We start from the raw sequence: 21,640 nt of genomic DNA, 5'->3' as shown, positions 1-21,640 counted from the left end.
CGCCGTCAGCTCAGCCGGCGGGCATGCAGCGGATGACGGTGACGTCGCCCTCGAGGCGCACGTCCCCGGCTCCGTACGGCAGGAGCAGCACGTCGCCCCGCTCCACCTCGGTGGTGCGGGGCGCGTCCGTTCCCGTCGTCAGGCGGCCACGGCCGTCGACCACCACGACGACGGCGAACGCCGCGTCGCCGTCGGCCGGGGCGTCCGGCGTCGCCTTCAGCACCTCGGCCCGGAAGAACTCCGCCGCCTGATCCGGCAGCGCGTGGCCCGCACCCCTGACGTCGACCCAGCGCCGCCGCAGTGAGGCGAGGCCCTCGGCGGTCAGGGGCCCACGGTCGACGCTCTCGAGGGCGCGCGGGACCGTGAGGCCCAGGAAGGCGTGCGCCTCCTCCAGCCCGAAGCGCCGGTGCTCGAGCATGACCGAGAGGTCGGTCGGCTCCTGCAGCTCGAGGACGAACACGCCCTCACCGATCGCATGGGGCTGGCCTCCGGGCACGAGCAGGGCATCGCCCGGCGACACCTCGATCCGGTTGAGCGCGGCGAGGAGACGATCGTCCTGGGCGTCCACGAGCTCGGCCAGCTCGTCAGGAGTCAGCTCCTCGCGGAAGCCCAGCCAGACGCACGCGCCCGGCTCTGCGTCGAGGACGATCCAGGCCTCCGTCTTGCCGTGGTCGCAGTCGAGGTGGGCCGCGGCGAAGGCACGGTCGGGGTGGGAGTGGACGGGCAGGCGCTCTCCGGCGTCGAGCAGCTTCGTCAGCAGCCCCGGCTCGATGCCGTGGCGGGTGACGTGCTCGTTACCCAGCCAGTGGTCGGGGTCGGCGGCGAGGGCGTCGGGCAGGGGCGTCCCGTCGGCGAGCACCGTGACCCCGTCTCCGCCCTCGGCGAAGAGGCGCGTCGTCGACGCGAGCCAGTCCTCGGGACGGTGGCCGTCGAAGGCGCCCGGCACCTCGAGGCCTCGGAAGGCGAGGATGCGCTCGCCGCCCCGGTAGAACCGGTGGGGCGTGTTGGTCGGCAGGCGCGTCGGGTCGGACACGGCGGTCTGGGACACGGTGCTGGTGCTCCTCGGTTCGGTCATCGGTTCGGGGTCCCGCGGCGGACGCCCGAGGCGCGGACGATGAGCCGCGTCGGCATGACGACGGTCTGGGCCTGCGACTCGTCGCCGAGCAGACGGGCGAAGAGCTGCTGGGCGGCCTTCTGTCCCATGGCCGCCGGGTCCTGGTGCACGACGGTGACCGGGGGGTCGATGAGGGCGGCGAGCTCGAAGTCGTCGTAGCCGACGAGCGACAAGGGCAGCCGCAGCTCGCGCAGGGCGAGCAGGGCGGCGAGGGTGATGCGGTTGTTGCCGGTGATGACCGCGGTGATCGGCTCCGGTCCGGTCGTCCACTGGCTCAGCGACTCGTGCACGGACGCCGGACTGTGTGGACCCATCGAGACGCGTGGGGTCGTGGGCAGTCCGAGGCTCTGCTGCGTCGCGACGAAGGCGTCGCGGCGCTGCCGCGCCGTCCAGAACGCCGGGTCGTCGCCGTAGAAGGCGATGTTGCGGTGGCCGTGCGCGACGAGGTGCTCGACAGCGCTGCGGATGCCGCCGTGGTTGTCACTGAGGATCGTGTCGCGCGGGGTGCCCCGGACGGGACGATCCATGTAGACGATCGGGGTGTGGCTCGCCTCGAGCACGGCGTCCGAGGACGCGCTCTCGTCGGCCGGGACGACGACGATGCCGTCGACGCGGCGGTTCACGAGCGCCTCGATGACGGCGCGCTCACGCGAGGGGGAGCCCTCCGCCGACGCGGTGATGAGCTGGTGTTGCCGGATGCGCGCCTCGCGCTCGACGGCCGCGCCGACCTGCGAGTAGAAGGGGTTGGCGAGGTCCTCGACGACGAGGGCGATCGTGAAGGTGCGGCCCTGCCGCATGAGACGGGCGCCGTCGTGGCGCCGGAAGCCGAGTCGCTCGATGACGGCCCGCACCCGCTCGGCCGTGTCAGGACGCACGCCCGGCTCGTGGTTGACCACGCGCGAGACGGTCTTGACCGAGACGTGCGCCTCGGCGGCGACGTCGGCCATGGTCGGGCGGGCGGCTGTCCGGTGGTCAGACAACGCTGTCATGCCCGCAGTCTCGTCACCGAGCGCTCCGATGGCAACGCCATGGCCTCGTCGAGCGCCATGCCGGTGACGTTCTGTCCGATCCGATGTCCTGACCGGACAAGATCGGTTCGGGCTGTTGACGCCCTTTGTCGGGTGCGGCGAGTCTCGGCCGGGTCGGAGGCCGCTCGGGGTCGCCGGCGCCGACCTCACATTCAGCACGGCTCAACGACGAGCACGGAGGAACCCATGCCCACGAGATCCGGGATCCACAGAGGCGTCATCGCCCTGGCAGTCCTGGCCACGTCGACCGCGGGTGCGGTCGCCGGACCCGCTTCAGCGAACGCAGCCGGCAGCCCTGCCGCGGCGCCGCTGTCAGCACCCACCGCCGTCGCAGGCGCGGGTGACTTCTCGACGTCGTTCGAGGCCGGTCAGCCGCAGCCGGAGCTCTCGACCGTCGAGGTCGGCACCGGCGGCCCGCGCCAACAGAACGTCTCCGGCACGGCGAGCGCGAACGGCAGCCTCCTCGGCTCGGTCGTCGGGGTCACCGCGAGCGCGGAGAACGCCCCGGGGGAGGTCGCGGCGAACCTCGCCGACGCGAACCCGGACAGCAAGTGGCTCGCCTTCGCATCGAGCGGCTGGGTGCGCTACCAGCTCGGGACCCCGGCCAAGGCCGTGCGCTACTCGCTGACGTCGGCCAACGACTCCCCGGAGCGGGACCCCAAGGACTTCACGCTCCAGGGGTCGGCGGACGGCACGACGTGGACCGACCTCGACCGCCGCACGGGCATCGACTTCTCGGGACGCTTCGTCACGCGCACGTTCGACGTCACGACGGCGGGGACGTACGCGTACTACCGGCTCAACGTCACGGCGGTCCACTCCGGCGGCACGGTCCAGCTCGCCGACTGGGACCTCTCCGACGGCAGCACTGGCTCCGGCCCGGCGACGCCGATGAAGACGGTCGTCGGCTCGGGTCCCATCTCGGGCTTCAACATCAAGCCGCTCGTCGGCTGGACCGGCGTCAAGGCGCTGCGCTACTCCGGTGGACACACCGCCGACGGCCGCGGATACGCGTGGAACCGGCTCTTCGACGTCGACCTGCCGGTCACGTCCCGGACCCAGCTGAGCTACAAGATCTTCCCCGACATGATCGCGGGCGATCTCGAGTACCCGTCCACCTATGCCGCCCTCGACGTCCGCTTCACGGACGGCACCTACCTGTCCGACCTCCGCACCGATGACCAGCACGGCGTCGCGGGCAGCCCGAGCGGCCAGGGCCAGGGCAAGATCCTCTACGCCAACCAGTGGAACGCCGTCTCGCTCGACGTCGGCGCGGTCGCCGCGGGCAAGACGATCGACCGCGTCCTCGTCGGTTACGACAACGTCGGAGGCGCGACGAAGGACACGCGGTTCGGTGGCTGGATCGACGACGTCGCGGTCCAGGCCGACCCGGCGGTCATCGACGGCTCGGACCTGACGAACTACGTCGACGTGCGACGCGGCACCAACGCCTCGGGCGGCTTCTCGCGTGGCAACAACCTGCCGATCAGCGCGGTGCCCAACGGCTTCACGTTCTTCACCCCGGTGACGAGCGCCAACTCGCAGTCGTGGGAGTACTACTACCAGTCGCAGAACAACGCGGCGAACCTCCCTGTCCTGCAAGGCCTTGCGGTCTCGCACGAACCGAGCCCGTGGATGGGTGACCGCAACCAGATGTCGGTCATGCCCTCCATCGCGGCAGGCACCCCGACGGGCAGTGCGTCCGGCCGCGGTCTCGCCTTCGACCACGCGACCGAGGTCGCCCACCCGGACTACTACAAGGTGGCCCTCGCCGGCGGCCTGACCGCCGAGACGGCCCCGGCCGACCACGGCGGCGTCTACCGGTTCACCTTCCCCGCCTCGGCGAGCAAGGGCAGCCTCGTCGTCGACACCATCGACGACAACGGCACCTTCACCGTCGACGCGGCCGACGGCACCATGACGGGCTGGGTCGACAACGGCAGCGGCCTGTCCGCCGGTCGCAGCCGGATGTTCGTCTACGGCACCTTCGACCGTCCCGCCTCCGCGGTGGGCACGTCCCCGGGTGGTCACGCGGGCACCCGCTACGCCTCCTTCGACACGAGCACGAACAAGCAGGTCGTCCTCAAGCTCTCGACGTCCTTCATCTCGCTCGCCCAGGCGAAGAAGAACCACGCCCTCGAGCTCGCGGCCCGCGACTTCGACGCGGTGCGTGCCGCGGCCAAGACGGCCTGGAACGCCCGCCTCGGCGTCGTCAACGTCAAGGGCGCCAACGACACCGAGCGGACGACGCTCTACTCGAACCTCTACCGGCTCAACCTCTACCCCAACAGCCAGTTCGAGAACACCGGCACGGCTGCGGCCCCGCGCTACCAGTACGCGAGCCCCGTTGCGGCCAAGAGTGGTTCGGCCACGGCGACAACGACGAACGCCGCCGTCAAGGACGGCAAGGTCTACGTCAACAACGGCTTCTGGGACACCTACCGCACCGTGTGGCCGGCGTACAGCCTGCTCTACCCGGAGGTGGCGGCCGAGATCGCCGACGGCTTCGTGCAGCAGTACCGCGACGGCGGCTGGGTCGCACGGTGGAGCTCGCCGGGCTACGCCGACCTCATGACCGGCACGAGCTCGGACGTGGCCTTCGCCGACGCGTACGCCAAGGGGGTCAAGCTGCCCGACCCGCTCGCGGCGTACGACGCCGCCCTCAAGAACGCGACGGTCCTGCCGACGTCGAGCGCGGTCGGTCGCAAGGGTCTCGACACGTCCACCTTCCTCGGTTACACGAGCACCGACACGGGCGAGAGCGTCTCGTGGGGTCTCGAGGGCCTCGTCAACGACTTCGGCATCGGCACCATGGCGGCCAAGCTCGCCAAGGACCCGGCCACGCCGACGTCGCGCCGCGCGCAGCTCGCCGAGGAGTCCACGTACTTCCTCGAGCGGGCGACGCACTACGGCAACCTCTTCAACCCGAAGGTCGGCTTCTTCCAGGGTCGTGCCTCCGACGGCACCTTCCCGACGAACTTCGACCCGGAGGACTGGGGCGGCGACTACACCGAGACGAACGCCTGGAACTTCGCCTTCCACGCTCCGTTCGACGGCAACGGCCTCGCCAACCTCTACGGCGGCCGGGACGCGCTCGCGAAGAAGCTCGACACCTTCTTCTCGACGCCCGAGACGGCGACGGAGCCCGGCGGCTACGGCGGCGTCATCCACGAGATGCTCGAGGCCCGAGACGTCCGCATGGGCCAGCTCGGCCAGAGCAACCAGGTGAGCCACCACATCGCCTACATGTACGACTGGACCGGTCAGCAGTGGAAGACGGCCGAGAAGGTCCGAGAGATCATGCGTCGCCTCTACGTCGGCGGCGAGATCGGCCAGGGTTACCCCGGCGACGAGGACAACGGCGAGATGTCGGCGTGGTACGTCCTGTCCTCACTCGGCATCTACCCGCTGCAGGTCGGCTCGGCCAACTGGGCCATCGGCTCGCCGAAGTTCGACCAGGTGACGGTCAAGCGCACGCAGGGCGACCTCGTCGTCAACGCGCCCGGCAACTCCGAGCACAACATCTACGTGCAGGGCGTCACCGTCGACGGCAAGAAGCACAAGAGCGTCTCGATCAGCCAGGACGAGCTCACCGGCCCGACCACGGTCGACTTCGCGATGGGCGCCAAGCCGTCCGACTTCGGCGCGCGCGCCCAGGACGCCCCGCCGTCGCTGACGCAGGGCACCGAGGCGCCGACGCCGCTCAAGGACGCGACCGGTCCCGGTCGTGGCGCCGCGACGGCGACCGACCTCGCGTCGGGCGCCGACGCCAAGGCCCTCTTCGACAACACGTCGCGCACCGGGGTGTCCTTCACCTCGGGCACGCCGTCGGTGACCTTCGCCCTCTCGGGCGTCGGCCAGCGGGCCACGTGGTACACCCTCACCTCCGGACCGAAGGCCGGCGACCCGTCGGCCTGGCGTCTCGAGGGGAGCAAGGACGACGGCAAGACGTGGCAGACGCTCGACACGCGCACGGGGCAGGTCTTCCCGTGGCGGGTGCAGACGCGTCCGTTCGAGATCGCGCACGCCGGCACGTTCACGACCTACCGGCTCGTCGTCACGGCGACGGTGGGTGGGGATGCCGCGAACCTGTCCGAGCTCGAGCTGCTCACCGACGGCTCCAAGGCCCAGAACACCGGGCTCAAGGTCGCGGCGGCCGAGCCGTTCGAGGTCGCGGAGGACACCGTCTGGTCGGGCACCGTCGCCACCTTCTCGGGTGGGGTCGGCCAGGGCACCGACCCCTCCGCCACGGCCACGGCGACGATCGCATGGGGTGACGGCACGAGCTCGGCGGGCACCATCGAGCCCGGTGACCTCGGCTCGTACACCGTCCGCGGCACCCACACGTGGGCCAAGCCCGGTCCGTACCAGCCCACGGTCACCGTCACGACGGCGCACGACAGCGGCTCCGCGCTCGGCGCCGTCACCGTGCACCAGGCGTCCACGCCGGCGTATGCCGCCGGCTTCGACTCCGTGTGCTTCGGCAACGTCGGTGACGTCGTCCACTGCGACGGCAAGGACGCGGGCCTGTCCCGTGAGGCCCTGGCTGCCGCGGGCGGTGTGCCCGGCAAGCTGCTCACCGTGCCCGGGACCGACCTGCGCTACTCGATGCCGGGGATCCCGGTCGGCGAGAAGGACAACGCGACGGGTGCTGGTCAGACCCTGCCCGTGACGCTGGCCCCGGGGGCGACGAAGCTGTCGCTCATCGGCACGGGCACGCAGCGCAACCAGGACACGACCGCCACGGTGCGCTTCACGGACGGCTCGACGACGAGCTACCCGGTGCAGTACGGCGACTGGTGCGGCTCGGCCCAGTTCGGCAACACGGTCGCGCTCGAGATGGCCTACCGGCTCAACGGGACGGGAACGGACGGCTGCCGCGCCAAGCTGTTCGCCACGGCTCCGCTCGCGGTGCCCGCCGGCAAGACGGTCGCGTCGGTGACGCTGCCGACGCAGACCGGTGACCCGACGACGGCCGGGCGGATCCACGTCTTCGCCGTCGCCGACAACGGCTCGGCCCTCACCGTCGCTGCCGCCGCCGACGCCACGGCGGCGACCGGCGCCGGCACCGACGTCACGCTCGGCACCGCGTCGGGCGGTGTCCCCGCGGACACCGGCTACACGGCTCGCGTCCAGTGGGGCGACGGCACCGTGACCGAGGACGCGACGGTGACGACGGCGGCCGACGGCACGGCCACCGTCACGGGCGGCCACACGTGGGCCGCCGCCGGCACCTACACGGTGCGGGTCCTCGTCTCTGACTCCCGCTCCGACGTCCTGAGCTCGCTCAGGGTCACGGTCGGCTAGCCCGAGGGGCGCACCGCACAGCAGAGCGGCGCGGGGAACACGCCTCCCCGCGCCGCTCTGCTGCGTCCTCATTCGAGGTTGTGGTCGAAGTCCATCCGGTGGGTGCCGTCGGCGTCCACCGTGAGGCGCACCGAGCCCTCGATGCCGACGAGCTCCTCGGTCCCGCTCCCGGGGACGATGAGGCCGTACTCGTGGGCACGGTCGGTGCCGCTCGTCGAGGCGGCGTGGACGAAGTTGAAGGCACCGCGGCGCCCCGCCACGCTGCCTTCGAAGGACTCCAGGGCGACGTAGGTGCCGACGCCGGAGGTCTGGTCGAAGGCCGACGTGAACTGCGTGACGCTGCGGCCCTCGACGTCACCGGCGTACGTCTTGCGCATCCGCAGGTGCCCGGTGGGCAGGGCCGTCGTCACGTCCGGGACGTAGTCGGTGACGCCGACGTCGGACGTCGTGAAGGTGGAGGTGCTCAGCATGAGCAAGACGCTAGCGACCCGAATGCCCTTGGGGCTAGAACGTTTCCGACGTGTCAGAGCGCGCGCATCCGGTTGTTGCGCGGCAGGTGCTCCACCTCGGCGAGACCGAGCTCCTCGAGCAGGGGCGGCAGGTACATCCCGACGCGCCCGCGGTAGCCCTTGCGCAGGCCGTACCAGCCACCGACCGGGTTGTCCTCCGACCGGCCCCACGCCTCCACGGTCCCCTCCTGGGTCGGCTTCTGCTCGTCGGCCGCCCCGAGCGGGACCCAGCCACCCTGCTTCCGGAGCCAGGCGTGGAGGTCGTCGACGACCCGGGCGTCGTAGGTCAGCCGCGTCGAGCCCACCTGGCAGACGAGCTGCGGCGGCTCGGCCGCGTCGTCGCGGTGCATCGTGTACTCGGAGGTGCCCGGCGGGGTGCGCAGGACCCAGGGGTCGTCGGTGCTTCCGGTCCCGCTCACGGTGTCCTCCTGGCTCTCGACGTCGCCGCCCCACCTTTCTACTCCCGCATCGTCAGGACGGCGTCAAGATCGCGTCAGGATGCAGGCGAAATGGCGAGGTGTCCCTGCCGGCGGGTGTTGCGTGGAGTCATGACCACTGACTGGCTCGCCGAGCACCGCTCCTCGACGCGATGGGGCGCCCTGCTCCTGCCGATCGTCGTGGGTGCCGCCCTCGGCCTGCTCCGCGACGGGATGAACCAGAGCACCGCCGCCATGGTGCTCGTCCTCACGGTCGTCGCGGCCGCCGCCACGGGGGACCGGGTTGCCGGTGTCGCCGCGGCGCTCGCGGCCGCCGGTGCCTTCGACTTCTTCCTCACCGAGCCGTTCTACTCGCTCTCGATCCACCACCGGGACGACCTCGAGCTCGCGCTGGCGCTCGTCGTCGTGGGTCTCGCCGTCACCGAGATCGCGCTCTGGGGCCGTCGCCAGCAGGCCGCCGCCCAGCGCCGGGACGGCTACATCTCCGGCCTGACCCAGCTGCTCGACCTGCCGCCCGACACGACGGAGCAGGCCCGGTCGACGGCCATCGCGACCGCGATCACCACGGTGCTCGGCGCCGACCGGTGCACGTGGGACGCCGGCCGCCCGCGCTGGAACGACGCCGTCATCGGGGCTGACGGCCAGGTGACGACGGGAGGACGACGGCTCCCTGTCGAGCGCGCCGGGCTGCCCACCGACGGCTACACGGCGGTCGTCGTCCGTCGCGGCACCGACGTCGTCGGTCACTTCCGCGTGACCGCGTCGACCCACGTCGTGCGGCCCACCTCGGAGCAGCTGAGGGTGGCCGTGCTCCTCGCGGACCGGATGGCGAACGCACGAGCGCCGCGGCCCGCCACCGAGGAGGGGATGGCGGGACACGGCGCAGGCGTGCGGGCGCGAGGAGCCGGCATCGTCGGCGACCCCTTCGCAACCCCTGAGTAACCTAGGGGCCCGCGCGCGCCCGTGGGGTAAAGGAATGGTCAGGAAATCCTGAGACGCGGCTGGGAACGACGGAATCAGTCGACCTGAGACCTCAGCCAGGCGATATCGGCCGTCTGACCCTCGAGTCCGCCGGGTGTTTCGCACACGACGGGCGCCCCTGCCGCGCGGATGACGCCCGCGAGAGCCTCGCCCGCGATGTGCCCGGAGCCGAAGTTCGTGTGCCGGTCGGCGCCCGAGTCGAACTCGTCGCGCGAGTCGTTGGCGTGGACGAGGTCGATGCGTCCGGTGATGGCGCGCACCTCGTCGACGACGGTGCCGAGGTCGTTGCCGCCGGCATGGGCGTGGCACGTGTCGAGGCAGAAGCCGACCTGGTCGCTCCCGGACGCCGAGCCGATGGCGTCCCAGAGGCGGGCGATGGCCTCGAGCCGGCGGGCCATGGCGTTGTCGCCGCCCGCGGTGTTCTCGATGAGCAGCGGCACCGGCAGGTCGAGGACGTCGACGCACTTGCGCCAGTTGTCGAAGCCGGTGGCGGTGTCCTCGTCGGCGCCGAGATGGCCACCGTGCACGATGACGCCCTTGGCGCCGATCTCGGCCGCGGCGGTCAGGTGCTGCTGGAGCAGCTTGCGGCCGGGGATGCGGATGCGGTTGTTGAGGCTCGCGACGTTGATCGGGTACGGCGCATGGACGTAGAGGTCGATGCCCGCGTCCTCGGCGTCGGCCTTGAGCGCTGCCGCGCCACCCGCATACCGGATCACGGGGCCCTTGTAGCTCTGCGGGTCGCCGAGGAAGAGCTGCGAGAGCGACGCCCCGCGCGCCTTCGCCTCCGCGATGGGGTCCTCCTGGTCGACGTGCGCACCGATGTGTAGGGCCATGTCGCCAGCGTAGGCCGCCCGGCCGACACCGATGTCCCGTGGCGGTGTCGAGACGGCGTGGGCCCGTTCGACGTGAGGGCATGACGACGACTTCGCAGCCCCAGACCCTGTCCACCTCGCGGCCGACCCGCCGGCAGTGGGTCGCCCTCGGCGTCCTGGCCCTGACGGCCCTGCTCCTCTCGCTCGACGTCAGCGTCCTCTACCTCGCGCTGCCCGAGCTGTCCGCCGACCTCGGCGCCAGCACGACCGAGCAGCTGTGGATCCTCGACATCTACTCCTTCGTCCTCGCCGGCTTCCTCGTGACGATGGGCGCGGTCGGTGACCGCATCGGCCGCAAGCGCCTCCTGCTCATCGGCGCGGTGGCCTTCGGCGTCGCGAGCGCGGCCGCCGCCTTTGCCTCGAGTCCCGGTCAGCTGATCTTCTGGCGCGCGCTGCTCGGCATCGCGGGCGCCACGCTCATGCCGTCGACGATGGGCCTGATCCGGACGATCTTCACCGACGAGAAGGCGATGATGACGGCGATCGGTGTCTGGTACTCGTGCTTCATGGGTGGCATGGCCGTCGGCCCGCTCGTCGGCGGCGTCCTGCTCCAGCACTTCTGGTGGGGCTCGGCGTTCCTGCTCGGCGTCCCGTTCATGGTGCTGCTCGTCGTCGTCGGCCGCCGCGTGCTGCCGGAGTCCGACCGGCACGCCGGTGCCCCGGTCGACGTGGCCTCCTCGGTCCTGTCGCTGGCCGCGATCCTGCCGGTCATCTACGGCTTCAAGGAGATGGCCCGCGGCGGTGACACGACGACGGCCCTCCTGACGATGTCGGCCGGCGCCGCTCTCGGCCTCGTCTTCGTCCGCCGTCAGCGGCGCATCGCCAACCCGCTCGTCGACCTCACGCTCTTCCGCAGCCGTGGCTTCTCGGCAGCGCTCGCGGTGATGCTCGTGGGCGGTGTGGTCATGGCGGGTGTGTCGTTCCTCTGCTCGCAGTGGCTGCAGCTCGTCGCGGGCCTCGACCCTATGGGCGCGGGCGTGTGGATGCTCCCGGCCAACATCGCCCTGCTCGTCGGTGCGTCCTCGTCGGCGCGGATCGCCCAGCGGCTCGGCACGGCGCGCACCATGGCCACCGGCCTGCTCGTCTGCGCCGCCGGACTCGCGCTCTACACCCAGGTCGGGCCGGCCCAGGGCCTCGGCCTGCTCGTCCTCGGGATGTGCCTGACCTCCTTCGGGATCATGCTCCCGTCCACCCTGACGATGGGCGTCATGATGCAGTCAGCCCCGCCGGAGCGGGCCGGGTCGGTCGCCTCGATGTCCGAGACGTCGGGTGAGTTCGGGATCGCCGTCGGCATCGCCGGGCTGGGATCGCTCGCGACGTTCGTCTACCGCGACCAGCTGGCGCCGTATGCCGCCACGCACGTCGGCAGCGCCACCACCACCGCGCTCGACTCCCTCGCCGGCGCGGTCCGGACCGCGACGACCCTGCCGGCCGATGCCGCGCACGAGCTCGTCACCGCGGCCCAGGACGCCTTCACGTCCAGCCTCGCCGTCGTGGCCTGCGTGGGCGCCGCACTCTTCGTGGCCTGCGCGGTCATCGCCCTGCGGGTGCTGCGCTCGCGCTGACAGCCCGTTGCATAACCTCGCCTTATGTCGTGCATAATGCTTGGATGAGTTCCTCGCGCTTCCCCGCCGTCGTCGACGAGATCACGGTCCGGCTCATCGCCGCCGTCGTGCTCGTGATCGGCGTCGTCGCCCTCGCGACCCAGCAGTGGTGGCTCTATGCCGTCCTCGCTGTGGACTTCAGCCTGCGGGCCGCGCTCGGACCCCGGGTCAGTCCGATCGCCCGGCTCGTGCAGCGGTGGATCCGACCCGCCGTCCCAGCGGCGAAGCGACCGACAGCAGGGCCGCCGAAGCGGTTCGCGGCGGCCATCGGCGCGGTCATGACGGTCGCCGCGACCGCGCTCTGGATCATCTCTCTCGTCACCGGGTCCACCGGCGTCATCGTCGCCGTCGTCGTCATCGGCGCCGTCATGGTGCTCTTCCCGGCGCTCGAGTCGATCCTCGGCATCTGCGTCGGCTGCATCCTCTTCTCGGGCCTCATGCGCCTCGGCGTCATCCCCGAGGAGGTCTGCCTCGAGTGCGCCGACATCACGAAGCGTCGCGCGCGCCTCGTCGCCGAGCGTGCAGGCCAGCCGACGGCCTGACCGTCAGCCGGCGGCGGCCCGGAGCCTGTCGAGCAGCGGCCCGGCAGCCTCGTCGAGGAAGCGCGCCTGCGCGTCCCCACCGATCTGGACCAGCGCGATGTCGGTGAAGCCCGCCTCCCAGTAGGGGCGCACGGCCTCGACGATCGCGTCCAGGTCGGGACCGCACGGGATCGAGTCGGCGACGTCCTCAGGGCGCACGAACTGCGTGGCCCCGGCGAAGCCGGCGGGGGTGGGCAGGTCGGCGTTGACCGACCAGCCGCCGCCGAACCAGCGGAACTGGTCGTAGGCCCGGGCCACCGCCGCGTCGCGGTCGGGGTCCCAGCTGATCGGGATCTGGCCGATGGCGCGGGCGCCGGAGCCGATGCGCTCGGCGCCGTCGGTGCGGTTCCACGACGCGACGAGCTCGGCCTCCGGCTGCACCGCGATCATGTGGTCGGCGAGCGGAGCGAGCCGCTCGATCGACGCGTCGCCGCTGACGGCCACGGCCACGGGGACCAGGATGTCCGGCAGGTCCCAGATGCGCGCCGAGTCGACGTCGAAGTACTCGCCGTGGTGGGTCACGAGCTCGCCCGAGTGCAGCTCGCGGATGATCTCGATGGCCTCGACGAGCATCTCCTGTCGGGTCACGACGCCGGGCCAGCCCTCGCCGACGACGTGCTCGTTGAGGCTCTCGCCGCTGCCGAGGCCCAGGGTGAAGCGGCCGTCGGAGAGCAGCTGCATCGTCGCCGACTTCTGGGCGACGACGGCGGGGTGGTAGCGCATCGTCGGACACGTCACGTAGGTCATGAGCTCGAGTCGCTCGGTGGCCTGCGCCACGGCGCCGAGCACCGACCACGCGTACGGAGCGTGCCCCTGCTCCGTGAGCCACGGGGAGTAGTGGTCGCTCGAGACGGCGAGGTCGAAGCCGACCTCCTCGGCGCGCACGGCCCAGCGGACGAGGTCCTTGGGGCCGCTCTGCTCGGTCATCAGGGTGTATCCGAAGTTCGTCACGCCGAAGACCTACCCATTTCTCGGGAACTGCCTGTACAGGGTCTGTCCACAGTTGTGGACGAGGCTGTGGATCGTGGCGGTCCCGTCAGGACGGGCGGTGCTTCCCGAGGAAGGTGCGGATCGCCTCGCGCGGCCGGTCGCGCAGCTCGGTGCCGTGCGTGAACGCAGCGACGTCGTAGTCGAGCTCGCCGAGCAGGTGCGCGGTCTGCTGGGTCATGCGGAAGTCGGTGCAGAAGGCCTTGACGGGCCAGCGCAGGCCCATGACGTTGAAGATCGCGTCGCCCGTGATGAGGGTGCGCGACTCCTCGTGGAGGAGCGAGACGTGTCCGGGGGAGTGACCGGGTGTGTGCACGACCCGGAGGCCGCCGGCGATGGGGAGCACCTCACCGTCGGTCATCTCGCGCTCGACGGTGAGCGGCTCGAAGTCTCGGCCGGGCCGCGAGAAACGGTCGAAGAGGCGGCCGAGCAGGAAGCGGCGGTCGCGCGGCGGCGAGGACCCTTCGACGGCGTAGGCCGCGTCGTCGTGGTGGATCGTGAAGCCGCGTCCCGTCTCGCGTGCCACGTGCGCCGCCCCGCCCGCGTGGTCGGGGTGGGCGTGCGTCAGCAGCAGCCGGGTCACGTCGGCCGGGGCCGCGCCGATCGCGCCCAGGGCTGCCATGACCTTGGGCCCCGAGCTCGACAGACCCATGTCGACGAGGGTCACCTGGCCGTCGTCGTCGCGCAGGATGAAACCGTTGACGAAGTCGCGCACGAGCGGGATGCGCCAGACGTTCGGCGCGAGCGGAACCACGAGCTCCTTGGACATGTGCCGACCCTAACCGCGACGGGTGCCCGGCGCTCGCGCTGTCGAAGGTCCGGTGAGACGTGACGGTCAGGCGGGTAGGAGCCGAGGGTGGCGGTCGACGCCACCCAGAGCAAAAGGAGGGCCAGATGGCCAAGCGAGTCGCATTCCTCGTCGCGGGCGAGGGCATCGAGCAGGTCGAGCTGACCGAGCCGTGGAAGGCGGTCACCGACGCCGGGCACGAGGCGGTCGTCGTCAGCCCCGAGGCCGGCGAGGTGCAGATGTTCAACCACCTCGACAAGGGGGACACCAAGCCCGTCGACGTCACGGTCGCCGACGCCACGGCCGAGGACTTCGACGCTCTCGTGCTGCCCGGTGGCGTCGCCAACCCGGACAACCTGCGCACGCACGCCGACGCCGTGGCGCTCGTGCGTGACTTCGTCGCGTCCGGCCGGCCCGTGGCCGCGATCTGCCACGCTCCGTGGACCCTCATCGAGGCCGACGTCGTCAAGGGCCGCCGCCTCACGTCGTGGCCGAGCCTGCAGACCGACATCCGCAACGCAGGGGGAGAGTGGACGGACGAGTCGCTCGTCGTCGACGGCAACCTCATCACGAGCCGCAACCCCGATGACCTTCCCGACTTCTGTGGCGCCGTCGTCGAGGCGCTCGAGCACGGCTCGGCAGCCGCCACGGCGGCACCCTCCGCGTGAGGCCTCAGCCGAACCCGTGCCGGGCCAGCGGGTGGAGCAGCTCGCGTTCCTCGTAGGCGAGGTGTGACAGGAGCGTGTCGGTGAGCAGGTCGAGGGCGCGCTGGATCTCGTCCAGCGCGTCCTGGCCGGCCCGGCCGTAGGACTCGGTCCCGACGAGCCCGACGAGGGCGTCGTCGACCTGCTCGAGGACGTCGGCGATGACGTGGTGCTCCTCCTCGAGGCGGTCGATGACCGGGCCCAGGTCGGGCTCTGCCCTGCGCAGGTGCACGAAGATGCTGCGGTCCTCGAGGGTGTGGTGCCCGGTGACGAGGCGGCAGTACGTCTCGCAGTAGGCGCCGAGCGTCCAGTTGTTCTGCCGCATCGCCATCGTGTTGATGATCGACCGCGCGGCCCCGGTAGACATCGCGCCGCGGCGCACCTGGCCGACGATGTCGCGCAGCTGGGCCAGCTCGCCGCGCAGGTGGTCGTGCACGTCGACGAGGTGCTGCGGGACGGCCTGCTCGGCGGCGGAGTAGGCCGCGTGCTCGGGCTGGGCGGTCACGGGACGGTCGTCCTCCTGCCAGGGGAGTGTCGGGCTGAGTCGGACCCCGTCGTCCGGTGTCGCACGGACGGCGAGTGGGGCGCCGTCGGCCGGGGCCGCCGAGGTCGGCAGGCTGGCTGGGGGCGCCGCACCGACGTCATCGGCCCCGCGGGCGCGGCGGGCGCGTTCAGCGTCGACGAGGTCACGCACGGCTGGGGCGACCTCTGCGGCATACCTCCTCACGACGTCCGGGTCGTCGGTGCCGAGGACGAACGTGCTCATCCCGTCGGTCAGGGCGACCGTGGCCAGCTGCTCGGCCCAGTCGTCGGCCGTGCCCCGGAGGAAGCCTCCGCCCGTGCCGAACGAGCCGAAGACGTTGTACATCCGGCGGATCGCCTGCGGGCCGCGACCGGCCCGGTCGGCGGCCTCGTCGATGACGGCGTTCATCCCCGGGAGGGCCTCGGGGTCGGCGTGGCCCAGGCTCGGCAGCCATCCGTCGGCGAGGCGGGCCGTGACCCGCAGCATGCGCGGCTTGTAGGCGCCGAGCCAGATCTCGACGGGGTGCACCGGGAAGGGGCCGGCGTGCATCCCCGTCACCGAGTAGTGCTCGCCAGGAACGGTGACCGACCGCGCGCCCGGCTGGTCGGGGTCCTGGCCCCAGACGCGGCGGATGATCCGGATCGCCTCGACGAGAGCGTCGACGGCCTCCCCGGGTGTGCGGCGCTCGCCGCCGGCCGCGACGATCGCGTCCCAGAAGGCACCGGTGCCGAGACCGAGCTCGGCACGGCCGCCGCTGATGAGGTCGAGGGTCGCGATGTGCTTGGCGAGCCCGACCGGAGGCCGGAGCGGCAGGTTGGCGACGTTGGCCGCGACCCGGATCGAGCTCGTGCGCGCTGCGACGGCCGTGAGCAGGGTGGACGTGTCGAGGTGCTTGGCGTTGTAGGGGTGGTCCTGCACCATGAAGACGTCGAGGCCCACGACGTCGGCGAGCTGCGCCAGCTCGAGCGTCTCGTGCACCCGGGACGCCTCAGGGCTCGCGAACACCCCGAACTGGAGGTCGTGCAGGTAGTCCATGCGGTCAGGGTGGCATACGCTCCGGGCCATGAACGGGGACGACGCCGCCGTCGAGGCGCTGCAGGCGCTGATCCGCATCCCGACGGTCTCCGACTGGGACCCGGCGCGCGAGGACCGAGCCGTGTTCGAGGCGCTCCTCGCCGAGCTGCGCGAGCGCTTCCCGCGGCTGCACGCCGAGTGCGAGGTCGACCGGATCTGCGGCGACGCTCTGCTCGTGCGCTGGCCGGGCCGTACGCGGGAGCCGCCCGTCGTGCTCATGGCGCACCTCGACGTCGTCCCCGTCGACGACGCGTCGGTATGGACGCACCCGCCGTTCGCGGCGGAGCTTGCCGACGGGCACGTCTGGGGGCGTGGGGCGCTCGACTGCAAGGGGTCGCTCGTCGCGACGTGCCAGGCGGTCGAGGACCTGATCGCCGAGGGTGTCACGCCGGGCCGGGACGTGTGGCTCTCGTTCGGCTGCAACGAGGAGGTGTCGGGGCGCGCCGCCAAGGACGCCGTCGCGATCCTGCGCGAGCGAGGTGTCGAGCCGTGGTTCGTCATCGACGAGGGCGGCGCCGTCGTGCAGGGCGCCCTCCCGGGGGTCGACGCACCCATGGCCGTCATCGGCGTCTCCGAGAAGGGCACGGTCGACGTCGACCTCACCGCGCGGGGCGACGGCGGCCATGCCTCCGCGCCGCGCCGGATGGGCGCGACGAGCCGGCTCGCCCGCGCGATCCTGCGACTCGAGCGGAAGCCCTTCCCGAGCCACCTTCCCGACGCCACCGTCGACATGCTCGAGCGCGCGGGCGCCCATGCGCGTATGCCGTATGCCGCGGTCTTCGGTCGTGCGCGCCTGCTGCGGCCCGTGCTCTCCCGGGTCCTCCCGCGGCTGGGGCACGAGACCGCGGCGCTGACCCGGACGACCGTCGCCGTGACCCAGCTCTCCGGGTCGCCGGGCGCCAACGTCATCGCCGCGACCGCGCGCGCCCACGTCAACATGCGGGTCATGGTGGGAGAGACGGTCGACGGCGCCATCGAGCGGATCCGCCGCACGGTCAAGGACCCCCACGTCGAGGTGACGCTGGTCAGCGGTGACGAGCCCAGCCCGGTGTCGCCGACGGACGACACGGCATACGCCCTCCTCGAGTCGACGGTGGGGGAGGTGTTCCCCGGGACGGTCGTGGTGCCGTACGTCATGCTCGCGGCCACGGACTCACGTCACTTCCACCGCGTCTGGCCGCGGGTCTACCGCTTCACGCCGTTCCGGATGACCGAGGCGCAGCGCTCCTCGATCCACGGCGTCGACGAGCGCATCGGCGTCGCTGACCTTCTTGACGGCGTCGCGTGGTACCGCCGCCTGATCGAACAGCTCTAGTCGAGTCAGCCTGAGAGAGAACGAGATCCGCATGTCAGACAGCACGGCCGTCTCCGACGCCGCCCGGGCCGTGGCCCGCAGCCCGATCACCAAGGTCGTCGGTTTCCTCATATGCGTCGAGCTCGCGAGCGGCGTGCTGCAGGGCTACTACACCCCGATCTTCACCGACATCGCGCGGCACCTGTCGATCAAGGACGCCGACGTCAACTGGTTCGAGGCCGCCCAGCTCATCGTGTCGGCGCTCGTCGTGCCGCTCCTCGCGCGGCTCGGAGACCTCATCGGGCACCGCAAGGTATTGCTGCTCTCGACGGTCGTCACGGCGGTGGCCTCGTGGGGCGTCGCCTTCGCGCCGACCTTCGGGCTCTTTCTCGTGGCGTGGGCGATCCAGGGGTTCTACGTCGTGTGGCTCCCGATGGAGGTCGCGATCATCCACCGCCGCACCGGCGGCTCCGAGCGGCGCGTGCGCGGCGCTGCGGGACTGCTCGTGGCCGGGCTCGAGCTCGGGGTCATCGCCGGCGCCCTGACGAGCGGTGCGCTCGCCGAGTCCCTCGGCATGACCGCCCTGCTCGCGCTGCCGGCCGTCATCGTGACCCTGGCGCTCGTCGCGATCTGGTTCGGTGTCGAGGAGTCTCCCGTGCTCGCCCACGGCACCGTCGACTGGCGTGGCTTCTGGCTCATCACCCTTGCGCTCGGCCTCGTCATGGGTGGCCTCGTGATGTTGCGCGTCCTCGGGACGGGAAGCCCGTGGCCGTGGGTGCTCGTCCTGCTCGGCGTTGCCGCCTTCGTGCCGTTCGCGCGGGTCGAGCTCGCCCATCCGGAGCCGCTGGTCGACCTGCGCATCCTCGGGGCGCGTGGCCAGTGGCCCGTCCAGGCGACGGCGTTCCTCTTCGGCGTCTCGGTGCTGGGCGCCCAGATCCCGCTGTCGACCTTCGCCCGCACCGACCCGGCCGTCACCGGCTACGGTCTCGGGGCCTCGGCGGGCACGGTGTCGATCATCATCGGCGGCTACGTCCTGTCGCTCGCGGTCGGGGCCCTGCTGCTCCACCTGCTCGCGCACCGGACGGGGACGCGGGTGGCCATGGTCGTGGCGGCGGTCCTCGTCGCCGTCGGCTACCTGCTCTTCCTGCCCTTCCACGACACCCTCGCCCAGACGATGACGAACATGGTCATCGCCGGCCTCGGGTCCGGGGCTCTCGTCGCGGGCCTGCCGACAGCGGCCGCCGCGCAGGCGCCGCCGACCCACACGGGCCTGTCGACGGGAATGACGAACACGACGAAGACCATCGGAGGCGCGTTCGCCTCGAGCGTCTTCGCCATCGCGCTCGCCTCGACGGGCACGGTGGACGCGGAGGCGACGGCTCACGCGTCCCTCTCGGGCTACCTCGCGGTATGGACGATCTGCGGGGTCACGGCCCTCGTCGCCGCCGTCTTCCTCGCGGTCGTGCGACCGGTCAGCGACCGGTCCGCTGTCGCTGTGCCCGGCTGAGCACGTCGCCGGCCACCTGGGTGACGGGCGCGCCACGCTGCTCCGCCTCGGTGATGAGCAGCTCATAGGCCGTCGCCATGTCGATCCCCTCCAGGTGTGCGAGGGCCCCCTTGGCCTGCTCGATGACGACGCGCCCGAGGAGGGCCTCGCGCAGGGATTCGGTGATCCGGCGCTGGTCGACCGACTGGCTCTGCAGGATGACGATCGTCGACATGTCGGTGAACGCCTGGGCCATCTCGCGCTGTGCGTCGTCGAGCGCGGCATCGCTGCGGGTGAAGACGTTGAGGGCGCCGAGGGCGCGGCCGTGCCACACGAGGGGGAAGGCGTGCACCGCGGCGAAGCCGGCCCGCACGATCGCCTCACCGGCGATCGGCCAGCGCAGCTGGATGACGCTCGCACCGAGGGCGACGACCGGGGCGGCGGACCGATGGCACTCGACGCACGGGCCCTCGTCCTGACCCACCTGCAGGGCCTCGAGCTCGGCCACGCCGTGCGACGTCGACACGAGCAGCTCGAGGGAGTCGTCCGGCGCCTGGACGATGAGACCTATGGCGTCGACGCCGAGCGAGGACGAGCCGTCGCGCAGCAGGCGGGTCAGCAGGTCGGTGACGTCGTGGCTGTCGACCATGGCGGCCGTGGCCTCGGCGAGGACCTGGCTGGTCGATTTCGGGTTCATGCGGGGTCCTTCGTCGTCGGGCCCGTGTCGGTGAAGTCGAGAGTACGGTCGAGCACGAGCGCTGCGATCGCCTCTACGGTCGTGCCCTGCGTGTAGGCGTGGGCCCGGATGACCGCCATGGCGTCCACCGGTTGGATCCCCAGCTGCGCGACGACCATCCCGACGGCCTGGTGCACCTGCTGGCGCACGACCCACGGTCCGACGTCGTCGGTGAGAAGTGCGTTGTGGCCGAGCAGGGCGGCACCTAGGGCGTCGGCGAGGAACTGGGCGACGACAGGGTCCCCCGCCACGGCCTCGGCCGACTCGTCGTAGACCATGACGACGCCGAGGGCGCGGTCGTCGGGCCGCATCGGTGCGGCGCAGACCCAGAGCTCTCCGAGCTCCTGACGCGCCGTCGACGAGAAGTGCTCCCAGGGTGTGGGCTCTCGCAGGTCGGCGGTCACGACGCGTCGCGAGGTGAAGGCGTCCCAGCCGGGCCCCTCGCCGAGCACCTCCTGGAGACCGTCGAGGCGGGCGACGGTCGGGTCGGTCGCGCAGAGGGTCAGCCGGTCGGGCTGGTGGTAGCCCAGCGTGATGGCCGCTCCGGCGCCACCGAAGACGTCGACGAAGGCGTTGCACAGGCGGGCGGGGAGAGGGAGCCGGTCGACGTCGCGCGCGATGCCGCGTGTCAGGGCCGCGAGCATGGCCGCCCGGTGGTGCGGGTCAGGGCCGACGTAGTCATCCGTCATCGGAGACCGACCTTGCCGCGCCGGACTCCGTGGCGTGCCCTGGCGTGTCACGCACGGTGAGGCGCTCCTCTGAGGGGATGTGGTCAGGCTGCTGCGCGACCACCCCTGAACTCTACGCCCGGCGCCGGTGCCCGGATCGCACCCGAAGCGAGGCCACGGCGACCTGCGTGGTGGTGTCATGGAGGCATGGACATGCCGAAGCACAGTGATGAGTCCAAGGCGCGGTTCCGGGGTCTCGTGTCCGACGCGCCGGGTGTCGAGGTCAAGCCGATGTTCGGCAGCCTCGGGGCCTTCGTCAACGGCAACATGTTCGCCGGCCTGTTCGGCGAGGATGTCGGCGTCAAGCTCGATCCGGCCGGGCTCGAGGAGCTGGGGGCGCTGCCGGGCAGCGGACCGTTCGGTCCGGCCGGGCGTCCCATGGGTGGTTACCTCTCGCTGCCGTCTGACCTCGACGACGCTGCCCTGACTGCCTGGGTCGACCGGGCCCGCGACCACGTCGCGACGCTCCCTCCCAAGGTCAAGAAGCCGAAGAAGTAGCCGTCGTGGTCCCCAGCGACGCCAGCCACTCGAGCGACGCCGGCGACGCCGGCGACGCCGAGTCGGCCACTCGCTCCGAGCTGCGCGCGCTCCTCGACGACGCCCCCGGGGTCGAGCTGCGCCCGATGTTCGGGACGCTCGCCGCCCTCGTCGACGGGCACGTCTTCGCCGTCGCGCTCGACGACGTCATCGGCGTGAAGCTCGATCCGGATGCTCTGGCCGAGCTCGAGACCCTGCCGGGCTCCGAGATCCTGACGATGGGCGCGCGCCGGATGAAGGCGTATCGCAGCCTTCCGGCTCAGATGTCCACCGCGGAGCGCCGGGTCTGGCTCACGCGGGCGCGTGACCATGTCGCAACCCTGCACTCCTGACCTGCGTTCCTGGCGCGGC

19 protein-coding genes are annotated in these 21,640 nt (G+C 71.7%); 9 read left to right on the top strand and 10 right to left on the bottom strand.

The window, feature by feature from the left end:
* Positions 1-10 precede the first annotated feature (10 nt).
* Together NR112_RS19285 and NR112_RS19280 are read right to left on the bottom strand one after the other, a co-directional pair.
* The gene (locus tag NR112_RS19285) at positions 11-1,048 is read right to left on the bottom strand and encodes a class I mannose-6-phosphate isomerase (RefSeq protein ID WP_256795910.1); all 1,038 of its coding nucleotides are present in this window, start codon (positions 1,046-1,048) and stop codon (positions 11-13) included.
* Positions 1,049-1,071: 23 nt separating this feature from the next.
* Entirely contained in the window at positions 1,072-2,103 is a 1,032-nt protein-coding gene (locus NR112_RS19280; RefSeq protein WP_256795909.1) for a LacI family DNA-binding transcriptional regulator, read from the bottom strand.
* A 225-nt stretch (positions 2,104-2,328) separates the two neighbouring features.
* On the opposite strand from NR112_RS19280, the gene NR112_RS19275 reads away from it, so the two are divergent.
* Positions 2,329-7,449, top strand: coding sequence for a GH92 family glycosyl hydrolase (locus NR112_RS19275; protein WP_256795908.1), 5,121 nt, complete (start codon positions 2,329-2,331; stop codon positions 7,447-7,449).
* Between the two features lie 68 nt (positions 7,450-7,517).
* Here the strand turns inward: NR112_RS19275 and NR112_RS19270 are convergent, their stop codons facing one another.
* Together NR112_RS19270 and NR112_RS19265 are read right to left on the bottom strand one after the other, a co-directional pair.
* A complete protein-coding gene (locus tag NR112_RS19270; protein ID WP_256795907.1) occupies positions 7,518-7,919 on the bottom strand; it encodes a DUF3224 domain-containing protein in 402 nt (133 codons plus the stop codon).
* Between the two features lie 53 nt (positions 7,920-7,972).
* Positions 7,973-8,377, bottom strand: coding sequence for a DUF6855 family protein (locus NR112_RS19265; protein WP_256795906.1), 405 nt, complete (start codon positions 8,375-8,377; stop codon positions 7,973-7,975).
* A gap of 129 nt (positions 8,378-8,506) precedes the next feature.
* On the opposite strand from NR112_RS19265, the gene NR112_RS19260 reads away from it, so the two are divergent.
* The gene (locus NR112_RS19260) at positions 8,507-9,337 is read left to right on the top strand and encodes a DUF4118 domain-containing protein (protein WP_256795905.1); all 831 of its coding nucleotides are present in this window, start codon (positions 8,507-8,509) and stop codon (positions 9,335-9,337) included.
* 74 nt (positions 9,338-9,411) lie between these two features.
* On the opposite strand, the gene NR112_RS19255 is transcribed toward NR112_RS19260, so the two are convergent.
* Positions 9,412-10,209 (bottom strand): deoxyribonuclease IV, encoded by a 798-nt coding sequence (locus tag NR112_RS19255; protein WP_256795904.1) that lies wholly within the window; start codon positions 10,207-10,209, stop codon positions 9,412-9,414.
* An 80-nt stretch (positions 10,210-10,289) separates the two neighbouring features.
* Here NR112_RS19255 and NR112_RS19250 point away from each other — a divergent pair, with 80 nt between their 5' ends.
* Together NR112_RS19250 and NR112_RS19245 are read left to right on the top strand one after the other, a co-directional pair.
* Positions 10,290-11,813: an MFS transporter gene (locus tag NR112_RS19250; protein WP_256795903.1), complete on the top strand. Its 1,524-nt coding sequence runs from the start codon at positions 10,290-10,292 to the stop codon at positions 11,811-11,813.
* Positions 11,814-11,857: 44 nt separating this feature from the next.
* Positions 11,858-12,394, top strand: coding sequence for a DUF4395 domain-containing protein (locus NR112_RS19245; RefSeq protein ID WP_256795902.1), 537 nt, complete (start codon positions 11,858-11,860; stop codon positions 12,392-12,394).
* Between the two features lie 3 nt (positions 12,395-12,397).
* On the opposite strand, the gene NR112_RS19240 is transcribed toward NR112_RS19245, so the two are convergent.
* Positions 12,398-13,384 carry an LLM class F420-dependent oxidoreductase gene (locus NR112_RS19240; protein ID WP_256795901.1) on the bottom strand — a complete coding sequence of 329 codons (987 nt, stop codon included), beginning with the start codon at positions 13,382-13,384 and terminating at the stop codon, positions 12,398-12,400.
* 85 nt (positions 13,385-13,469) lie between these two features.
* Positions 13,470-14,189 (bottom strand): MBL fold metallo-hydrolase, encoded by a 720-nt coding sequence (locus NR112_RS19235; protein WP_256795900.1) that lies wholly within the window; start codon positions 14,187-14,189, stop codon positions 13,470-13,472.
* 125 nt (positions 14,190-14,314) lie between these two features.
* On the opposite strand from NR112_RS19235, the gene NR112_RS19230 reads away from it, so the two are divergent.
* Complete coding sequence (locus NR112_RS19230; protein WP_256795899.1) at positions 14,315-14,875, top strand: type 1 glutamine amidotransferase domain-containing protein; 561 nt, start codon at positions 14,315-14,317, stop codon at positions 14,873-14,875.
* 4 nt (positions 14,876-14,879) lie between these two features.
* Here NR112_RS19230 and NR112_RS19225 read toward each other — a convergent pair whose 3' ends face one another.
* On the bottom strand, positions 14,880-16,469 hold the full coding sequence (locus tag NR112_RS19225) for an LLM class flavin-dependent oxidoreductase (protein WP_256795898.1): 1,590 nt from the start codon (positions 16,467-16,469) through the stop codon (positions 14,880-14,882).
* 28 nt (positions 16,470-16,497) lie between these two features.
* Between NR112_RS19225 and NR112_RS19220 the strand changes: the two genes are divergently transcribed.
* Entirely contained in the window at positions 16,498-17,823 is a 1,326-nt protein-coding gene (locus NR112_RS19220; RefSeq protein ID WP_256795897.1) for a M20/M25/M40 family metallo-hydrolase, read from the top strand.
* A gap of 31 nt (positions 17,824-17,854) precedes the next feature.
* Positions 17,855-19,309, top strand: a complete 1,455-nt coding sequence (locus NR112_RS19215) for an MFS transporter (RefSeq protein ID WP_256795896.1) — start codon at positions 17,855-17,857, stop codon at positions 19,307-19,309.
* Here the strand turns inward: NR112_RS19215 and NR112_RS19210 are convergent.
* Both NR112_RS19210 and NR112_RS19205 read right to left on the bottom strand, forming a co-directional pair.
* Entirely contained in the window at positions 19,275-19,985 is a 711-nt protein-coding gene (locus tag NR112_RS19210) for a GAF and ANTAR domain-containing protein (RefSeq protein WP_256795895.1), read from the bottom strand. The genes NR112_RS19215 and NR112_RS19210 overlap by 35 nt on opposite strands.
* A complete protein-coding gene (locus NR112_RS19205) occupies positions 19,982-20,713 on the bottom strand; it encodes a GAF domain-containing protein (protein ID WP_256795894.1) in 732 nt (243 codons plus the stop codon). Before NR112_RS19205 ends, NR112_RS19210 begins: the two co-directional genes overlap by 4 nt.
* A gap of 186 nt (positions 20,714-20,899) precedes the next feature.
* Between NR112_RS19205 and NR112_RS19200 the strand changes: the two genes are divergently transcribed.
* Positions 20,900-21,250, top strand: coding sequence for a TfoX/Sxy family protein (locus tag NR112_RS19200; RefSeq protein ID WP_256795893.1), 351 nt, complete (start codon positions 20,900-20,902; stop codon positions 21,248-21,250).
* A gap of 5 nt (positions 21,251-21,255) precedes the next feature.
* Positions 21,256-21,621 carry a TfoX/Sxy family protein gene (locus tag NR112_RS19195; protein ID WP_256795892.1) on the top strand — a complete coding sequence of 122 codons (366 nt, stop codon included), beginning with the start codon at positions 21,256-21,258 and terminating at the stop codon, positions 21,619-21,621.
* The last annotated feature ends 19 nt before the right edge of the window (positions 21,622-21,640 follow it).

Origin of the sequence: Terrabacter sp. Ter38 (assembly GCF_024519435.1) — a bacterium.
In the GTDB taxonomy this organism is placed as follows: domain Bacteria; phylum Actinomycetota; class Actinomycetes; order Actinomycetales; family Dermatophilaceae; genus Terrabacter.
The sequence above is the reverse complement of the archived record's forward strand: the minus strand, read 5'-3'. Positions and strand labels throughout refer to the sequence as shown.